This is a genomic window from Pseudovibrio axinellae (genome assembly GCF_900110875.1).
GTDB classification, from domain to species: domain Bacteria; phylum Pseudomonadota; class Alphaproteobacteria; order Rhizobiales; family Stappiaceae; genus Pseudovibrio; species Pseudovibrio axinellae.
Genome location: NZ_FOFM01000001.1, coordinates 461,583 through 479,125, shown reverse-complemented (window position 1 = coordinate 479,125; position 17,543 = coordinate 461,583). Strand labels below are relative to the sequence as shown.

The 17,543-nt window shown below is 50.7% G+C and carries 14 protein-coding genes; all 14 read left to right on the top strand.

All coding sequences use genetic code 11. The annotated features are described in order from the left end of the window. Positions 1 to 115 precede the first annotated feature (115 nt). The 14 genes from BMZ51_RS02105 to BMZ51_RS02040 all read left to right on the top strand — a co-directional run bounded on the left by BMZ51_RS02105 (position 116) and on the right by BMZ51_RS02040 (position 17,444). Entirely contained in the window at positions 116 to 409 is a 294-nt protein-coding gene (locus tag BMZ51_RS02105; protein WP_208979218.1) for a PepSY domain-containing protein, read from the top strand. A gap of 105 nt (positions 410 to 514) precedes the next feature. After that, entirely contained in the window at positions 515 to 1,180 is a 666-nt protein-coding gene (locus tag BMZ51_RS02100; protein WP_068003123.1) for a response regulator transcription factor, read from the top strand. Beyond that, positions 1,173 to 2,588: an ATP-binding protein gene (locus tag BMZ51_RS02095; RefSeq protein ID WP_068003126.1), complete on the top strand. Its 1,416-nt coding sequence runs from the start codon at positions 1,173 to 1,175 to the stop codon at positions 2,586 to 2,588. Before BMZ51_RS02100 ends, BMZ51_RS02095 begins: the two co-directional genes overlap by 8 nt. Before the next feature lie 198 nt (positions 2,589 to 2,786). Continuing rightward, on the top strand, positions 2,787 to 3,245 hold the full coding sequence (locus BMZ51_RS02090) for an RT0821/Lpp0805 family surface protein (RefSeq protein ID WP_068003130.1): 459 nt from the start codon (positions 2,787 to 2,789) through the stop codon (positions 3,243 to 3,245). Positions 3,246 to 3,451: 206 nt separating this feature from the next. Next, on the top strand, positions 3,452 to 4,918 hold the full coding sequence (locus BMZ51_RS02085) for a hypothetical protein (RefSeq protein ID WP_068003133.1): 1,467 nt from the start codon (positions 3,452 to 3,454) through the stop codon (positions 4,916 to 4,918). Between the two features lie 138 nt (positions 4,919 to 5,056). Beyond that, positions 5,057 to 6,220 (top strand): c-type cytochrome biogenesis protein CcmI, encoded by a 1,164-nt coding sequence (ccmI, locus tag BMZ51_RS02080; protein WP_068003138.1) that lies wholly within the window; start codon positions 5,057 to 5,059, stop codon positions 6,218 to 6,220. Positions 6,221 to 6,302: 82 nt separating this feature from the next. Continuing rightward, positions 6,303 to 6,773, top strand: coding sequence for a cytochrome c maturation protein CcmE (gene ccmE, locus BMZ51_RS02075; RefSeq protein WP_074881712.1), 471 nt, complete (start codon positions 6,303 to 6,305; stop codon positions 6,771 to 6,773). Positions 6,774 to 6,833: 60 nt separating this feature from the next. Further along, the gene (locus BMZ51_RS02070; RefSeq protein WP_068003142.1) at positions 6,834 to 8,849 is read left to right on the top strand and encodes a heme lyase CcmF/NrfE family subunit; all 2,016 of its coding nucleotides are present in this window, start codon (positions 6,834 to 6,836) and stop codon (positions 8,847 to 8,849) included. A gap of 5 nt (positions 8,850 to 8,854) precedes the next feature. After that, positions 8,855 to 9,334, top strand: a complete 480-nt coding sequence (locus tag BMZ51_RS02065; protein ID WP_068003145.1) for a cytochrome c-type biogenesis protein — start codon at positions 8,855 to 8,857, stop codon at positions 9,332 to 9,334. Positions 9,335 to 9,502: 168 nt separating this feature from the next. Continuing rightward, on the top strand, positions 9,503 to 10,270 hold the full coding sequence (locus tag BMZ51_RS02060; protein ID WP_068003358.1) for an alpha/beta hydrolase family protein: 768 nt from the start codon (positions 9,503 to 9,505) through the stop codon (positions 10,268 to 10,270). 162 nt (positions 10,271 to 10,432) lie between these two features. Further along, on the top strand, positions 10,433 to 11,983 hold the full coding sequence (locus BMZ51_RS02055; RefSeq protein WP_068003361.1) for a Do family serine endopeptidase: 1,551 nt from the start codon (positions 10,433 to 10,435) through the stop codon (positions 11,981 to 11,983). A gap of 295 nt (positions 11,984 to 12,278) precedes the next feature. Further along, entirely contained in the window at positions 12,279 to 12,959 is a 681-nt protein-coding gene (locus BMZ51_RS02050; RefSeq protein ID WP_203416131.1) for a response regulator transcription factor, read from the top strand. Beyond that, positions 12,943 to 14,451, top strand: coding sequence for a HAMP domain-containing sensor histidine kinase (locus tag BMZ51_RS02045; protein ID WP_068003152.1), 1,509 nt, complete (start codon positions 12,943 to 12,945; stop codon positions 14,449 to 14,451). The genes BMZ51_RS02050 and BMZ51_RS02045 overlap by 17 nt, the downstream gene beginning before the upstream one ends. Beyond that, positions 14,415 to 17,444 (top strand): bifunctional [glutamine synthetase] adenylyltransferase/[glutamine synthetase]-adenylyl-L-tyrosine phosphorylase, encoded by a 3,030-nt coding sequence (locus tag BMZ51_RS02040; RefSeq protein WP_068003155.1) that lies wholly within the window; start codon positions 14,415 to 14,417, stop codon positions 17,442 to 17,444. The genes BMZ51_RS02045 and BMZ51_RS02040 overlap by 37 nt, the downstream gene beginning before the upstream one ends. Positions 17,445 to 17,543 lie beyond the last annotated feature (99 nt).

The following is a 17,543-nucleotide window of genomic DNA, read 5'->3' as shown; positions in this document are numbered from 1 at the left end:
TGTAAAGCAGGTCAAGAAACGCCTCAGTTTTAAAAGAATCTGCTAGGTCTTTGTTTTGAAATAAATAACACCTCGTTCATGTAAGGTTCAGCCCGTTCCGGTTAGAAAACGCATTATGAAATACCAACTCCACAAACTCCTGCTTCGCTCCTTGATGGCATTGGCTCTGGTGATAACAGCTTTTGCATGGTCAGTGCCTGCACAAGCTGCCTGTTTGTCCTCCAGTGCCACACGAAGTGCTGTTGCCAATGGCCAGGCCCGTCCGCTTGGCTCTTTGCGCGTCAAAGGACAGATACTTTCGGCCAAACTTTGTAAGCGTGGTGGTGGGTTGGTCTATACGCTATCCGTGCTGAACAATGGCAAGGTTTCGAGGGTCACACTTGATGCGCGCACTGGTCGTCGGCTGTGAGATAGGTGAAAGACCTTTGGAAAGAGCTTTCTTGCCTGATTTTGAACGAAATTTGAACGCGATATGAGGCGATATAAGCCTAAATTTTGATGTGGGATATTTCATATGCGAATGTTGGTCGTCGAGGATGATCATGATTTGAACAGACAGCTTTGCGAAGCATTGGAAGATGCAGGCTATGTTGTCGACAAAGCGTTTGATGGCGAGGAAGGTCATTTTCTCGGTGATACAGAACCTTATGATGCCGTTATTCTTGACCTTGGCCTGCCGCAACTGGATGGATTGAGCGTTCTTGAACGCTGGCGCCGTGCAGGGCATTCCATGCCTGTTCTTATCCTGACCGCCCGTGATCGCTGGAGTGACAAAGTAGCTGGCATCGATGCCGGCGCTGATGATTACGTTGCTAAGCCGTTTCATATGGAAGAAGTATTGGCGCGTGTCAGAGCTTTGGTGAGGCGCGCTGCGGGACTGGCTTCAAATGAGATTTCCATCGGCGATATTGTGTTAGATACCAAAGCCGGAAAAGTCACCAAAAGCGGCATGTCCGTAAAACTCACCTCTCATGAATTCCGCTTGTTGTCCTATTTAATGCATCACAAGGGCAGGGTTATTTCCAGAACCGAACTTGTCGAGCACTTGTATGATCAGGACTTTGATCGCGATTCCAATACCATTGAGGTGTTTGTTGGAAGGCTGCGGAAGAAGTTTAGCAGCTCTTTAATCGAGACTGTACGCGGACTGGGTTACAGGCTGCACGAAGAAGATGTCTGACAACAAGAGCACCTCACCGGTTGGCGGCAGCTGGAACCCCATTCGTTTTGTCAAAAAGCAGCAACATGCATCCCTTGCATGGCGGCTGATCTTTGTTGCGGGGCTTTGGGCACTTGTCAGTCTCGTGGTTGCTGGCGCCATTTTGGTTGCCCTTTTCCGAGAGGCTGGTGAAAAGGCGCTTGATGAGCGTCTTGATGTCCATATGACAGCAATTGTTAGCCTTCTTGCCAATGAGGGCGACGGTGAAGAAAACAAACCCAACCTACAGCGCATTGGCGACCCGCGTTTTAGTATGCCGCTGTCTGGTTGGTATTGGACTGTGCAACGTAATGGCAATGTCCTGTTTGAAAGCGAATCTCTTTTCGGAGACAAACTCCACCTGCCACCGTTGAATGGTGTTTTGGTAAACCGGCGTAACATCACCGGTCCGGCAGGTCGAAATCTACGTTTGCTAGAAAAGCGCATCCAGTTCGGGGGGCAACAGCCTGTCACAATTGCTGTTGCAGGAAGCACGAGGGAACTTGGAGAAAGCACAGTATCCTTTGCTTGGCAGGCTGCCATCACACTGGGCATTCTTGGCCTTGGGCTCGTGGCAGCTATCTTTCTTCAGGTCCGTTTTGGTCTCAGGCCCCTCACTGAGCTTCAAGAAAGTCTTGGCCGCGTTCGGCAAGGAAAAGAAGAAGAGGTGCAGGAAGCGCTGCCAAAAGAGTTGAAGCCACTGGCTGTGGAACTGAACGCGCTCATTCACTCCAACCGGGAAGTGGTAGAGCACTCCAGAACGCAGGTCGGAAACCTAGCCCATGCTTTGAAAACGCCGCTTTCGGTTATTACAAACGAGGCACGCAGCAGTGATGAGCCGTTAGCACTGAAGGTTTCTGAACAAGCCGATATAATGAGAGGGCAGGTTCAGCATTATCTGGAAAAAGCGCGGATGTCGGCGCAGCGCCGTGTGATTGGTGTGTCATGCGAAGCAGCACCTGTTGTCTCGCGTATGGCAAGAGCAATGGAAAAGATCTATCGCGAAAAGGCACCAGAAATTACCGTTGAGATGGATGATGCTCTGTTGTTCCGTGGTGAACAGCAAGACCTAGAAGAAATTCTGGGTAATTTGTTGGATAACGCCTGCAAATGGTGTGATAAAAAAGTGTCAGTGACGCTGAAAAACAACAGTTCCTCTGCGTCGCTTATAAGTTTGATTATCGAAGATGATGGCCCTGGACTGGGTGATGAAGAGAAAAAACGTGCACTGCGCAGAGGTCAAAGACTGGATGAAACCGTACCGGGAACTGGTTTGGGACTGTCTATTATAGTTGACATAGCAGGTATTTACGGTGGTTCATTCGAACTTGGTGATAGCGAGCTGGGCGGACTGAAAGCAACCGTCCTCTTGCCCTCGCTGGCGATCTAAACGTGTTTTGGGGCAGGGGTTGCTTCTGTTTCAAACACTATTGATAGTAAATGTAACTGTGTTTTGAGGGGTTGCTCCATAACTAGGTTTTCAAGCTAATGGCGCTGCTTTTTGTTTGAAACCTCTGGGGGATCCCAGGGACGGGTCTGTGACCTGTTCCAAAAAACTGATAAGTCGCAAAAGCGACAATGAGGATGCATGTTGGTGCAAAACTGGAAAAAATTCTTGATCCTGCCAGTTGTTGTTGGAAGCCTTGTCAGCTGTGCTACATCTGACCAAAGCACCAGCGCGGCGTCAGAGGCGTCCTCAACCTCGATTTTTGGGTTTTGGTCTTCTGATAGCGAACAAGATACAGCTGCACATGCGGCAATCGACAGCGCGACCGCTGGCGAACTGAAGCAGCTGCTTAACAGCAGTGATCTGGATACTGTCTACAAAGCACAGAGCAAAGCCCTCAATGCGGCAGATGCAGGCAACAAAGTTGTCTGGCGCAACCGATTCTCTGGTGCGCATGGAACAGTGAAGTCTGGGCCGGTTTATTATGTTAACGACCGCCGTTGCCGCGATTTCAAACATACCATCGGGTATGATGAGAAAACGCAGGTGATAAAAGGCTCTGCCTGTGAAGAGGGCCAGCGCTGGGCGGCCTTAAACTAAGGCCAAGACCCACGCTTCTGGATGGTTTTGCAGAAGGAAACGCGTTTTTCGCATATAGAATGTCGCGTTCATCAAGATTTGATTAAGCAATTCCATCGATAGTTTCAATCCACCAATACAATTTGGGCAGTTTGTTTCACTGCGCGTTTTGAGGGTTGAGCTGATCTGGCTTGACCAGTGTAAGGCTGAGTACCAGAGAGATTTGGATGCACGAGATCAACCACAAAGCACTGCAAATGGAAAAGGTGTTAGGCGCCTTATCTCCAACTGCGCTGCGTATGCTGGAGCGCTCGGTTGAAGATACACTGCAATCGGGCAAGCCTGTTCCAAACGCAGAGCTGATGGTTCACACAATTCGCAGATTGCTTGGTGAGGCTTCCTTTATTCCAGATCAAAAGCTCTCGCTGGAAATGCCGCTTAAACGCGCAATTCTCAGCCCCCTTCAGCCATTCCTAAATCCGGTTCCGCTCAAGGTACAGCAGCAAGGCCGAATTGACCCAGCCGTGATCGATACTCTTTGGGCTTACATGCGTGAGGAGTTGTTGAGCGATGAGTTCAATGAAGCGCTGGCTGCCTTAGAGCAGCGGTGTGAACAGCAAGACCTGCCAGCAAACCACGAAACCATCCAAAAAGCGCTTTCCACCGTGGCAGATGGTCTTCGCATGCGTTTGGTTGCTGCTGCCAAAAAAGCACTGGCCGCCGCCGACCACGACATCCACATTAAGACAAAGCTGAGACGAAAAGTTGGTGGGCACGTTAATTTCGACTTCCTGTGCGACGCTCTTGTCATTCTTGATAGGGCGTTAGCCTGGGAAGAGGTGATGTCAGGTACGAAGCCGTTTGAAGAGGATATTTTGTCCATGTCAAACGGTGAGAGTCTGGAGCGCTTGCGCAAGCATGTTGAACATCACGCGGGTGAGGTCAATTATCTGGCCGCCCTATCGTATGTCCGGCTCGGAGAAGCCCCGACAGAACTGATAAGACTTGCCCAAGCACTAGCTGCAGCGCCAAAATTGAAAGAGGTGGCAAACACCCCATACGCCGCTTTTGTAGAGTACGCATTATCCGCGCTTGAACAGAGCGTTCAGGTGGTGGAAGGCTGGAAAAGAGAAGAGGGTGCTGTGATCGGGCTGCCAGAAGCAGTCAACGCGAGCCTGATACATTTCGTTGAGCTTGATGAGTTAGAAGAGTTGGCGTCCTGTGAGCAATGGCACCAACGCGCAATGCAGCTAAAGAATCGTTTGTGTAATCTGCTCCGTGATGAAATGCGCAACCTCCCAAAGTTGCTCGAAGAGGCAATCGCTTCACAGACCAAACCCGATACAGCGGTTTTACAAAGCAGTGATCAGTTAAAGCAGGTTCAGCGTGCCTATCACAAATGTTTGAGGGGATTAAAGCTGGCAAGGCTCGCCTCTCAATATGCTGGCGTGCTGGGGCTGAATGAATTGCAAAATACCACGCGCATTCATGTAGAACGTTTCATTGATCGCAACTCTGAAAAGCTTCTAACCCCGGCGCAACTTGGGCAAGCTGAGGCAAAAAACCCTCTCAATTATGGCGAAATTTCGAGGAAATTGAGCTGTTTAATCTCCATGAGTGAGATTTCACTTGAACCAGAAGATACGGCCAACCTCATCCGCAGGCACAATATGTATTTCAGGAATGCCGCCTAACCCCATGGCAGTGCCTACGTCTTTCTTAAAATAAGTGCTACTTCATAGGTATTCTGTGGGTATATGGGTCGTGCGACTGCCCGTCGCAGGGGGGCAACTGTTGCCTTTCACAATTAGAACCTGTCTATTCAAGCTACTATGACATTCTGGTTAGTTCTCGCAATTTTGACGGCGGCGGTCGCATTGGCCGTACTCGTTCCATTGGCCCGTTCACCTAAGGTCCACCCTGATGAACGCAATGATGAAGCTGTGTTTCGCGCTCAGCTCGAAGAAATACAAAAAGATCTTGAGCGCGGTGTCATCGCGCCGGACATGGCAGAAGCCGCCAAAATTGAAGTGTCACGCCGTTTGTTGGCAGCACATAAGCAAAATGAGGGAGATCAAACATCTGCTCCCTCGAAAGTCCGTCTGCGTGTAGTACAGCTTTCAGCTATTGTGTTGATGCCTTTGGCGGCCCTTGGGCTGTATTTGCAAGTTGGCTCCCCGCAAATACCGGATCAACCGCGTGCAGAGCGCATGGCGGCACAATCTGGGCAAGCGGATCTGGAAGTGCTGATTGCACGCACAGAAGACCATCTGAAGGAAAATCCTCAAGATGGCCAAGGTTGGGCGGTGATCGCACCGGTTTATATGCGCACAGGCCAGTTTGAAAAAGCCCGCAGCGCTTATGCAAATGCACTACAGCAGTTTTCTGATAATACCGACTTGAAGGTTGGTTGGGCCGAAGCAAGCATTTTCGCCAATAACGGTCAGGTCAGCGAAGAAATTGAAAAGGTATTGCGCAGGGTCAATCTCGCGCAGCCTGAAATGCTTCAACCTTACTACTACCTGGCTATGGCCATGGGGCAAAAGGGCCAGATCAACGAAGCGCTTGGTGCATGGAATGCACTGCTGAATGTTGCAGATGCCAATGCGCCTTGGGTTGAGGCTGCAAAAACACAGCGTGACGAGTTGATCGCAAGAGGTGCCGTTGCCTCTTCCAATGCTTCAAAGCTGCCTGCTTCAGCTCCGCAGCTGGCAAGCCCAACTGCTGATGATGTCAATGCAGCCGCGCAAATGAACGCGGATGACCGCAAGGACATGATCAACCAGATGGTTTTGCAGCTGGATGAACGTTTGACTGAAGAAGGTGGATCTGCAGCTGAGTGGGCAAGATTGATCCAGTCGCGGATTATTCTTGGCGAGCAGGCTGAAGCAAGTAAGACAGTTGCACGTGCCAAGGAAAACCTGAAGGACGACGCTGTTGCGCTTGAGCAGATCAATCAGCTGGCGGCAAGTTTGAAATTAACTCCTGCCGAATGAGGCAGATAGCATAAGTGCTGCGCTCCAACCTAAGCTGTTTCAGGACAAAAAGGTTGGAAGCGTATCTACGGAACTGGCGAAAATGACACGTAAACAGAAACGACTCGGGCTTATTGGTCTTGCAGGATTGGTGCTGGGGTCAGCAGTCGGCTTGGTTCTTTATGGGCTCTCCAGCAGTGTGACTTATTTCCAAAGCCCAAGCGATATTGCAGAGCAGCAAGTTGCCGTTGGACAGAGAATTCGTCTTGGTGGGTTGGTCGAAGACAACTCCGTCGATAAAAGTGCCGGTTCCGTTATTCTGTTTCGTGTAACCGATCAGGCTGAAACCGTTCCAGTTTCCTACAAAGGCATTTTGCCAGACTTGTTCCGCGAAGGGCAGGGCATCATCGCTGAAGGGTACATGGACGAAAAAGGTGTCTTTAACGCAGACACTGTTTTAGCTAAACACGATGAAAGCTATATGCCAAAAGAAGTCTATGAGTCACTCAAGGATGAGGGCCATTGGATGGAAGAGGAACAGGCTGCAGCTGAACAAACGTCCAAAGTTAACTAATCAAAATCAGCCAGCAACCTCCGGAAGTACAGCACCTGAAATGGACTGTAGGAAAACGCAATGATAATTGAAATTGGCCACTATGCGCTCATCTTGGCACTGGTAGTCGCGGCAATTCAGTCCGTGTTCCCGGTGTGGGGCGCAGTTCATTCAGATCATCGTCTGATGGGCATGGCACCTGGTCTTGCCGTATTGATGTTCCTTTTGACCTGCGTTTCTTTTGGCGCATTGACCTGGGCTTATCTGAATTCAGACTTCTCGCTGCTCAACACCTATCAAAACTCACATAGTGACAAACCCTTGATCTATAAGATCTCAGGCGTTTGGGGTAACCATGAAGGCTCCATCCTTCTTTGGGTGCTTATTCTGGTGCTGTTTGGCGCGCTTGTCGCAGTGTTTTCTCGCAACATTCCTCAGCGTTTAAGAGCAGCCACACTTGGCGCTCAGGGCTGGGTATCATTCGCGTTCCTTTTGTTCGTCATTGTTGCATCCAACCCCTTCACGCGTATCAGCCCAGCCCCGTTACAGGGCACGGGCTTGAACCCAATGTTACAGGACGTAGGACTGGCGATACACCCGCCAATTCTCTATATCGGTTATGTTGGTTTCTCTATCGTTTTCGCATTTGCTGCAGCCGCACTTATTCTCGGCAAACTTGATGCTGCTTGGGCACGCTGGGTACGTCCCTGGATCCTTGTAAGCTGGATCTTCCTCACACTTGGTATCGCGATGGGCTCTTACTGGGCTTACTACGAGCTGGGTTGGGGCGGCTGGTGGTTCTGGGATCCAGTTGAAAATGCCTCCTTCATGCCTTGGCTTACCGGTACAGCGCTGCTGCATTCCGCGATCGTGATGGAACGACGTGATGCATTGAAAGTTTGGACCGTATTTCTCGCGCTCCTGACCTTCTCTTTATCGCTATTGGGTACTTTCCTCGTACGTTCTGGCGTTTTAACGTCAGTTCATGCATTCGCAGTTGATCCCGCTCGCGGCCTGTTTATCCTTGCGATCCTTCTGATCTTTGTCGGTGGATCGTTGACCCTGTTTGCATGGCGGGCACCTTTGCTAAGACAGGGCGGTCTGTTCGCCCCAATCAGCCGCGAAGGCGCATTGGTTCTCAATAACCTGTTCCTTACCACAGCATGTGCAGCGGTTTTTGTTGGCACGTTGTACCCGCTGGTATTGGAAGCGTTCTCTGGCGACAAAATTTCAGTTGGGGCCCCCTTCTTTAACCTCACATTTGGCCCGATCATGGTGCCTGTGCTCATCTTGATGCCATTTGGCCAGCTCCTGGCGTGGAAGCGTGGTGATGCATTGGGTGTGAGTCAGCGTCTGACCACTGCTTTCATTCTTTCGGTTTTAGCGACGGTTGCGTTGGTCTGGTTCATGGGTGTCAGCACAACAAGTATCATGACAGCCTTTGGCTTTGGCCTCGCGTTCTGGGCAATCTTCGGATCCCTATGGGAAATCGTTGACCGCTCCCAGCTCTTCAAGGTTAGCCTTGGTCGGTCCTTGGCACGTGTCAAAGGCTTTGCGCCAACGGTCTGGTCCTCTGTATTAGGGCATGCTGGCCTTGGAGTAACCGTCCTCGGTATTGTTACGACGCTGGCTTTTGAGTCTGAACGTGTTGAAGTGATGCGTCCCGGCGATACGCTTGAGCAGAATGGCTACCACATAACCTATGAGAAGAGCTGGACACAGAACGGACCGAACTATGAAGAATTGGTCTCTCGTTACACTCTTCGCAAAGGCGGAAACGTTGTCGATATCATGGAGCCGTCCAAGCGCGCTTATAAGGCAAGTGGTATGCCGATGAGTGAGACGTCTATCGCAACCTTTGGCTTCTCGCAGGTGTATTTTGCAACAGGCGATACCGATGCAAATGGCGGTATCGTCACACGCATCTACTTTAAGCCATTGATCACTCTGATCTGGATCGGTACGTTGTTTATGTCTCTGGGCGGTGTTATTGCTCTCTTAGACCGTCGCTTGCGTGTTGGTGCGCCTGTATCTGCTCGCAAACGTAAGAGCAAAACAGCCAGCGTAACTGCAGCAACACCGACGCCGGCGGAGTAAAGACCATGAAGATGAAGTTCGTTCTGGTAGTAATGTCCTCCATTTTTCTGGGAACACCAGCTGCCTTTGCGGTCAACCCGGATGAAGTGCTCAAAGACCCTGTGCTGGAAGAGCGCGCACGCGAAATCTCTAAGGAGGTTCGTTGTGTGGTCTGCCAGAACCAGTCGATTGACGATTCAAACGCTCAATTGGCAAAGGATTTGCGCTTGCTCGTACGCGAGCGTCTGGTGGAAGGCGACAGCGACGCCGAAGTCATGGATTATCTGGTCGCCAGGTATGGAGAGTTTGTTCTGCTGAAGCCTCGCTTTGCGCTTCACACCTTATTCTTGTGGGGTGGTGGTCCAATAGTGCTTTTGCTGGGCGGCTTCTTCCTGTGGCGTTCTTCCAGGAAAAAAAAGGACGCACCGCTTAAAAGCGCAGCTGGCATTAAACCTCTTTCTGCAGAAGAAAAAGCTGCACTCGATAAGCTCATGTCTTCAGAATAAGACCTACAAAAACCGGGCCCTGCAAACGTCATTCGCAGGGCCCGGTTTAACTAAATGTTTTAGCTAACAGTTGAATTGTAAAGGCGCTTGTAAGCGCACACTAGAACCCTGTCGATTAGATTATAATCAGAACGTGCTGGCTAAGCACAAATGACGGGAACAATTCAAATGACAAGTGATCCCTTAAAATTGGAGTTTGAAGGTTCCCAAGGTGCGCAACTTGCTGCGCGTCTAGATAACCCTGAAGGCACGCCCACAGCCTATGCCTTGTTTGCACATTGTTTCACGTGCTCAAAAGACCTGTCAGCCGCCCGCCGGATTGCCGCGGCTTTAACAAAGAACGGAATTGCAGTTCTTCGGTTCGACTTCACGGGGCTTGGAAATAGCGGCGGCGACTTTGCGTCCACTAATTTTTCATCAAACCTTCAGGACCTCGTTCTGGCAGCTAATTATTTGCGCACGCACTTGCAGGCGCCCAGATTGATGGTAGGCCACTCGCTTGGCGGTGCTGCCGTGCTTGCCGCTGCCTCCCAGGTGCCAGAGGTTAAAGCCGTAGCCACGATTGGTGCGCCAGCATCGGCCGGCCATGTGGTCCATAACTTCGGCGCATCGCTCCGTGAGATTAAAGAAAAGGGTGAAGCCACTGTTCACCTTGGTGAGCGCCCGTTTAAGATAAAACGTCAGTTTGTAGAGGATCTGGAAAGTCAGGATGTGCAATCGCGCGTTGCACTGCTCAACAAAGCGGTGTTGATCCTTCACTCGCCAGTAGATGAGACTGTGGGCATCGATAATGCTGCTCAAATTTTTCAAGCCGCTAAGCATCCAAAATCGTTTGTGTCTTTAGATGATGCTGACCATTTGCTCTACAAATACAAGGATGCAGATTATGCCGCGCAAGTGATTGCAGCGTGGACCAGCCGCTACATAAAGGACTAAGAAAAGGCGTTAACACGAGGCGCTTAAGTTATCCTATTATTACAGAAGATTAATGAAACAGATAGGTGTTTGTAAGGTTCGCTCTGTCATAGTCGCGCTCAACCAATGAAAAACCCAGAGCTTCCCCCGCGGGCTGAGATTGACTTAATGGAGTTGAACCAAATGAAGTTGACCAAGAACACAAATTCCAATGTTGTTTCCTTATCTGCAGCAAAAACTACATCCAAACGTCGCTCCCGTCTTCTCAATGGAACTATGGCACTTGCAATTGCTGGTGCGATGGTTGCTCCGCTGACACTTGTTCCAGCATCCGCTCAAGCTGAACCTGTACGTGTCAAAGCACCTGCCATGCCAAACTTCGTTGGCTTGGTGGATGCGGTACGTCCAACTGTTGTGTCTGTTAGAGTGCGCTCAGAAGTCAAAGAAGATGACAGAATGAGCGGTATTCCGCCGATGTTCCGCGATATGCCTGAGGATCATCCGCTGCAAAAATTCTTCCGCGAATTTGGGATCCCACACGGCGAAAGCCAGCAAAAGAAAGCACCACGCAAGCGTTTTGATCAGTCTCAAGGATCCGGTTTCTTTATCTCTGATGATGGCTTCGTCGTAACAAATGAGCATGTTGTAAACGGTGGTACAGAGTTCACCATCGTAACCAGCGAAGGCGATGAATTGGAAGCAACGCTGGTTGGTTCAGATAAGCGCTCTGACCTGGCGCTTCTTAAGGTCGAAGGCAAAGAGAAGTTTCAGTATGTTGCATTTGCTGAAGAGGCACCACTGGTTGGAGAATGGGTTGTTGCCGTCGGGAACCCGTTCGGTCTGGGCGGCACTGTAACCTCTGGTATTGTCTCTGCCCGTGGTCGTGATATCGGTGCCGGCATTTATGACGATTTTCTCCAGATTGACGCTTCTGTAAACCGCGGTAACTCCGGTGGCCCTGCCTTCAATGTGAAGGGTGAAGTGGTTGGTGTGAACTCAGCAATTGTTTCTCCAAGTGGTGGCAATGTGGGCATTGCATTTGCGATCCCTGCACAAACGGCCAAGAAAATCATTTCCGACCTGAAAGAAGACGGTTCTGTAACGCGTGGTTGGCTTGGTGTTCAGATCCAGCCAGTGACGAAGGACATTGCAGAATCCCTGGGCCTTGATAGTGAAAACGGCACATTGGTGGCGGAAGTTCAGGGAGATACCCCAGCAAAAGCTGCAGGCTTCCAAGCTGGCGACATTATCCTCAAAGTGAACGATGAAGAGGTCAATGGTCCGCGCGAACTGGCAAAGGTAATTGCTGGTTACTCACCAAATACGGAAGTTGAGATCACGTATTGGCGCAATGGCGATATTGATACAACAACGGTCAAACTAGGCGCCATTCCCGAAGAGAAAAATCAGGCTTCTGCAACCAAGAGCAAGGATGCAAACACCGCACTGGTTGATAGCCTTGGTATCGAACTTGCAACAGCTGAACAGGCTGGAGCAGATGTGGAAGGTGTCGTTGTCACTCAAGTAGATCCAGATGGACCTGCCGCTGACAAGGGCATCACACCCGGTTCCGTGATCACCGAGGTCGCCGGCATTAAGGTTGTAACGCCAACTGATGTTGCCGAGCAGGTAGAAAAAGCCAGAGAGCAAGGGCGCAAAGCAGTTTTGCTTCGTGTGACACGCGGCGACAACACACTGTTTGTGGCCATCCCATTGGAAAACGGCGATAACTAAAGCACGAATAAGCACACGGATCACAGGAAATGTCTCTCCTGTGGTCCGCTTGGAAAGCATGCGAGAAGGTCTCACACGTGCTTTCATTGTTTGGGAGGCTGATATCAGGCTTTGCCCTCAACCCGATGTCAGCCCCCAAGACAAGAATGGAGAAGACGGTGAAATCTGAACTTTTGCCAACTTCAGCCATATAACTTCTGCAAATGCTGGTGGGTGCCCCCCCGCAGCATTTGCTTTTTCCGTTCAGTTCCACGAAATGTGTGGCAACGAAATTGCCGTTTGCTGGGAATCAAATATGAGAATCTTGATTATTGAAGATGATCGGGAAGCCGCTGAATATCTGCTGAAAGCGCTAAAAGAAGCAGGGCATTCCCCTGATCATGCCGACAATGGCGAAGATGGTTTGGAACTTGCCATCTCTCATAATTGGGATGTTTTGGTTGTTGACCGTATGCTGCCCAAGCGCGATGGCCTTTCTATTATTGAGACTTTGCGAGCTTCAGGTGATGAAACTCCGGTTCTGATCCTCTCAGCGCTGTCCCAGGTGGATGACCGCGTCACAGGGTTGCGCGCCGGTGGAGATGACTATCTGCCCAAACCCTATGCTTTTTCTGAGTTACTTGCACGGGTTGAGGTGCTAAGCCGCCGCAAAGCGGGCCCGCAGGTGGAAACGAAGTTACAGGTCGCCGATCTTGTGATGGATCGTCTGGCGCATTCGGTTGTTCGAGCAGGATTGGAGATCGTGCTGCAACCCCGTGAGTTCCGGTTGCTTGAATACCTTATGAAGCACACAGGGCAGGTGGTGACGCGCACCATGCTCCTGGAAAACGTTTGGGATTATCACTTTGATCCGCAGACAAATGTGATTGATGTTCATATTTCACGGCTACGTTCTAAGATCGATAAAGGCTTCGATTTCCCGTTGCTACACACCGTCCGTGGTGCAGGGTATTCCATCCGTGACAGCTCTAACTAGAATTTTCTCAACCACTGCCTTCAAGCTGGCTGCAATCTACCTGACGTCGTTTACGGCGCTCTCTGTGTTTTTGTTCATCTATATTTCGCTAAGCACTGACGACTTGATGAATAAGCAGGTGGTGCAAACCGTAGATGCCGAGATTCAAGGCCTTGCAGAGCAGTATGCGCAAAGGGGTATCTCCGGGCTGGTGATTGGCGTGGAACGGCGCATAAGAAGCCCAAATTCAAACCTATACCTCATTCTGGATTATGCCGGTAATGTGATTGCCGGCAACATTGCCTACCTGCCCGAGAAGGTTCTATCGGAGACTGATGGACGAATTCAGTTCGTCTCTTACACACCACTTGGACGACCTGGGGCAGAGCAAGGTGAAGGCCAGAAAAAAGACAGTGCCATCGTTCGTATTTTCGAGTTGCCAGGAAACTTTAAGTTTTTGGTCGGACGTGATCTGGAAGATCAGGTTCACTTAAAAAGCTTGCTGGGTGACGCTTTGACCCTGTGGTTGGTGGGCATGGTCGTACTGGCAGGCATCACATGGTTCTTTCTTAATCGCCGTATTTTGAAGCGGATCGATAACCTGTCCATGAGCTCTCGGCAGATTATGGAAGGGGATTTGGCAGGCCGTCTTGATGTGACTGGCAATGGCGATGAGTTTGACCGCCTGGCAAGTAATCTCAATGTGATGCTCGATCGTATTGAAGCGCTGATGCAAGGCCTCAATGAGGTCTCTGATAACATCGCGCACGACCTTAAAACCCCGCTGACACGTATGCGCGGGCGTGTTGAATCTGCTTTGCGCAGAGGTTTGAGTGCACAAGAAGGGCAGGAATGCCTTGAAGACACAATTGTTGAGATCGACGAGTTAATCAAAACGTTCAACGCACTCCTTCGCATTGCGCGGGTCGAGGCCGATTCCACAGGCGCAAAGCTAGAACCCATTAAGCTGGCAGAAATCGTCAATGATGTATGCGAGCTCTATGAGCCAGTTGCAGAAGATGGCGGGGTAACGTTTTCTGTGTGTGTGGAAGCCAAGCCGGTGATTGAAGGTGACCGGGAGCTTATGGCACAGGCTTTGGCAAACCTGATTGAGAACGCTTTGAAATACGGGCGCCCGATTGATAAGGATGTCAGACCCGCAATCAAAGTAGTCCTCTCAGGAAAAGACGATCAGGCTATACTGAGTGTTGAAGACAATGGTGCAGGAATCACAGAAGCTGACCGCGAGCGGGTGTGTAATCGCTTCGTTCGTCTAGACAGTTCCCGCCATGCACCAGGATCAGGCCTTGGCTTGTCACTTATCAAGGCGGTGGTAACTCTTCATCATGGAGAATTGGAATTAACATCTGCGTGTGGCCTTGATGATTCTGCAGAAGACGAGCAAACCGGCCTGTGTGCAAGGATTGTTCTGCCTTTGAGCAAGGAACAACGGGGCGAGGGAGAGGGCAACGAAGCATGGCACATGGCTCAAAAGAAGAATGTCGACAACTAGTCAGCGAAACGCAACAGCGCGATAATTTGGAGGATGGAACTGCTCCCCTGTTTGAACGCTTAAAGTGCCAGCCCGTTTGTGCCGATGATGAACTGGGCGAGTTGCATCTAAAAGATTTGACTGAGAAGCTGGAGCGCAAAGACCTCATTTCTCAGTTCGAACAGTTGTGTCAGGAAGCTCCGCACCTGCACCCCTTCATCAAAGGGGTGATGGTGAACGCGACGTTCCTGCGAGAAACGATAATTCGCGATGTACAACGTTTTTTGCGCGTCCTCAGAACGCCACCAGAAGAGACCATTGCGACCCTCTTGCAAGAGTGCCTGAGCGCCAGGCCTGCAAGCGAAGCCGAGCTGATGCAGTCTCTGCGGTTGGCCAAGCAAGAACTTGCACTCACAGTTGCACTCTCAGATATTGCTGGTACATGGCCGCTGGAGAAGGTGACAGGAGCGCTCACAAAGTTTGCTGATGCATCGCTCACCGCGTGTGTCCGTTTTTGCCTACGTGAACTGGAAAAGCGAGGCAAGTTTAGTCCACTCGATCATGAGGCACCGGAAAAAAACGCAGGTTTCTTCATTCTTGCGATGGGCAAACATGGTGCGGGTGAACTGAATTACTCTTCAGATATAGACCTGATTGTTCTTTTTGACCCTGAGCGCTCCCGATTGACAGGCGGAGCTGAAGCACCTGTCGAGTTTGTTCGTATTACCCGTCGTCTTGTAAAGCTGATGAATGAACGCACTGGTGATGGTTACGTCTTTAGAACTGACTTGCGCTTGCGCCCTGACCCGGGGGCGACACCACTGGCGATTTCGGTTCCTGCTGCGCTGGTTTACTACGAAAGCCTGGGGCAAAACTGGGAAAGAGCTGCGCTCATAAAAGCGCGGCCTTGTGCTGGTGACATAGAGGCAGGTGAAATTTTCCTTGAAGAGATCCGACCGTTTATTTGGCGTAAATACTTAGACTATGCCGCAATCTCAGATGTACATTCCATCAAACGCCAAATTCACGCCCATAAAGGCTTCGGGAAAATCTCCGTCGCTGGTCATAATGTGAAGCTTGGGCGCGGCGGTATTCGGGAAATTGAATTTTTCGCCCAGACACAGCAATTGATCGCAGGTGGCCGGAATCCACAGTTGCGAGATCGGCGCACGCTTATTACTTTGGAACGGCTGGCCGATTGCGGCTGGATTGACCTTTCTGCTGCTGAGGAAATGGAAGAGGCTTATCGCTACCTGCGTTTAGTTGAGCACCGCATCCAGATGATCAACGACGAGCAGACACATATCTTGCCAAAAGATGATGCAGCTTTGGCCCGCATTTACAACCTCATGGGCTTTGCAGAGCTATCCGAATTTTCTGCGCAGATACGAAGCAAATTTGAACTGGTGCAGAACCACTATTCAGGTCTGTTTGAACATGAACCTGATCTTGCTCTCGACCTTGGTAATCTGGTGCTAACAGGTGATGATGAAGACCCAAGCACATTGGAAACACTTGTGCAGATGGGGTTCAAACGGCCAGTGGACGCAATTCGTACCATTCGTCAATGGCATTACGGGCGCTACCCCGCTGTACGAGCACCCAAAGCCCGCGAGCGGCTGACCGAATGTACTCCAATCCTGCTGGATGCCTTGGCGCGTACTGAGAATGCGGACAAGGCTCTGCTCACGTTTGACGCGTTCCTGTCCAGGTTACCAATGGGTGTCCAGCTGTTTGGGCTTCTAAAGTCCAACCCACACCTGCTCAAACTGCTGACAATGGTGATGGGAAACGCACCACGCATGGCGGAGATCGTCTCAAGGCGTGTACATGTGCTTGATGCGCTTCTTGATCCGGCTTTTTTTGGCGGAGCGCCAACCGCAGAGCAGATTGAAACGGCCTTGGAAGTCACGCTTGAACAGGCTGGGTACTATGAAGAGGCTTTGGATCGGACACGCATCTTCGTTCAGGAACAGCAATTCCTGCTCGGCTTGCGGCTGATTACCGGCACCATCACAGCCGCCGAATTGGGGCAGGGGCTTTCCACTCTCGCCGATGCCGTTTTGTGCCAGCTTCTTCCGCGTGTTCAAGAAGAGCTTGAGGAGACGCACGGCAAAATACCCGGAGCACAGCTTAGCCTGATTGCTATGGGTAAGCTGGGTGGGCAAGAGATCACTTGTGCGTCTGATCTGGATTTGATCCTTCTTTATGACTTTCCAGAGGATGTGGTGCAGAGCGACGGCAAACGCCCGCTTGCTCCGAGCCAATATTACAGCCGCCTGACACAGCGTCTTGTTTCGGCCCTCACGGCGCCGACAGCAGAAGGCGTGTTGTACGAGGTCGACTTGCGATTGCGCCCTTCAGGCAACTCAGGGCCGCTTGCAACGCGCTTTACATCCTTTAAGGAGTATCAGGCTAAGGACGCATGGACGTGGGAGCACATGGCGCTAACACGAGCTCGCATCGTTACCAGCTCTAGTCCAGAGTTCTCCCAGCAGATTAAATCGGTTGTTTCAGCACTTTTGGAAGAAAAACGAGACGTCAAAAAACTATCGCAAGATGTTAGCGATATGCGCGCTCGTATCCAAAAGGAAAAACCGGCAAAGAGCCCATGGCAGATCAAAGGTATCCCAGGTGGCCTGATCGATATTGAGTTCATTGCTCAATTCCTTCAGCTCGCTCATGGCTCGCAATATCCGCAAATCTTTCAGACCCGCACCGAAAACGTACTTATCAAAGCGCGTGAGGTTGGGCTTTTGTCAGAAGAAGATGCAGAAACGCTCATCCCCACTTTGCGACATTATGAAGATCTGACACAGATCCTGAAGCTCGCCTTGACAGGTCACTTTGAACCTGACGAAGCACCAGCCGGGCTTCTTGAGCTTTTGGTGAGTGCTGGAAGTGAACCGGACTTTGAGCGCCTAACGATCTACATGCAAGAACAGCAGGTCATGGTGCGCAGCACGTTCGAGCGCTTGATCGGCAAAGTGGAGGTCGCCCCCAAAACCGCATGAACCGAAAACGCTCCCCAATGCAAAAGGCCGCCCAGATCGCGGCCTTTTAAAACCAGCTTAAAGCTGGTTGATCAAATCAGTTTCTGGATAAGCAACTAA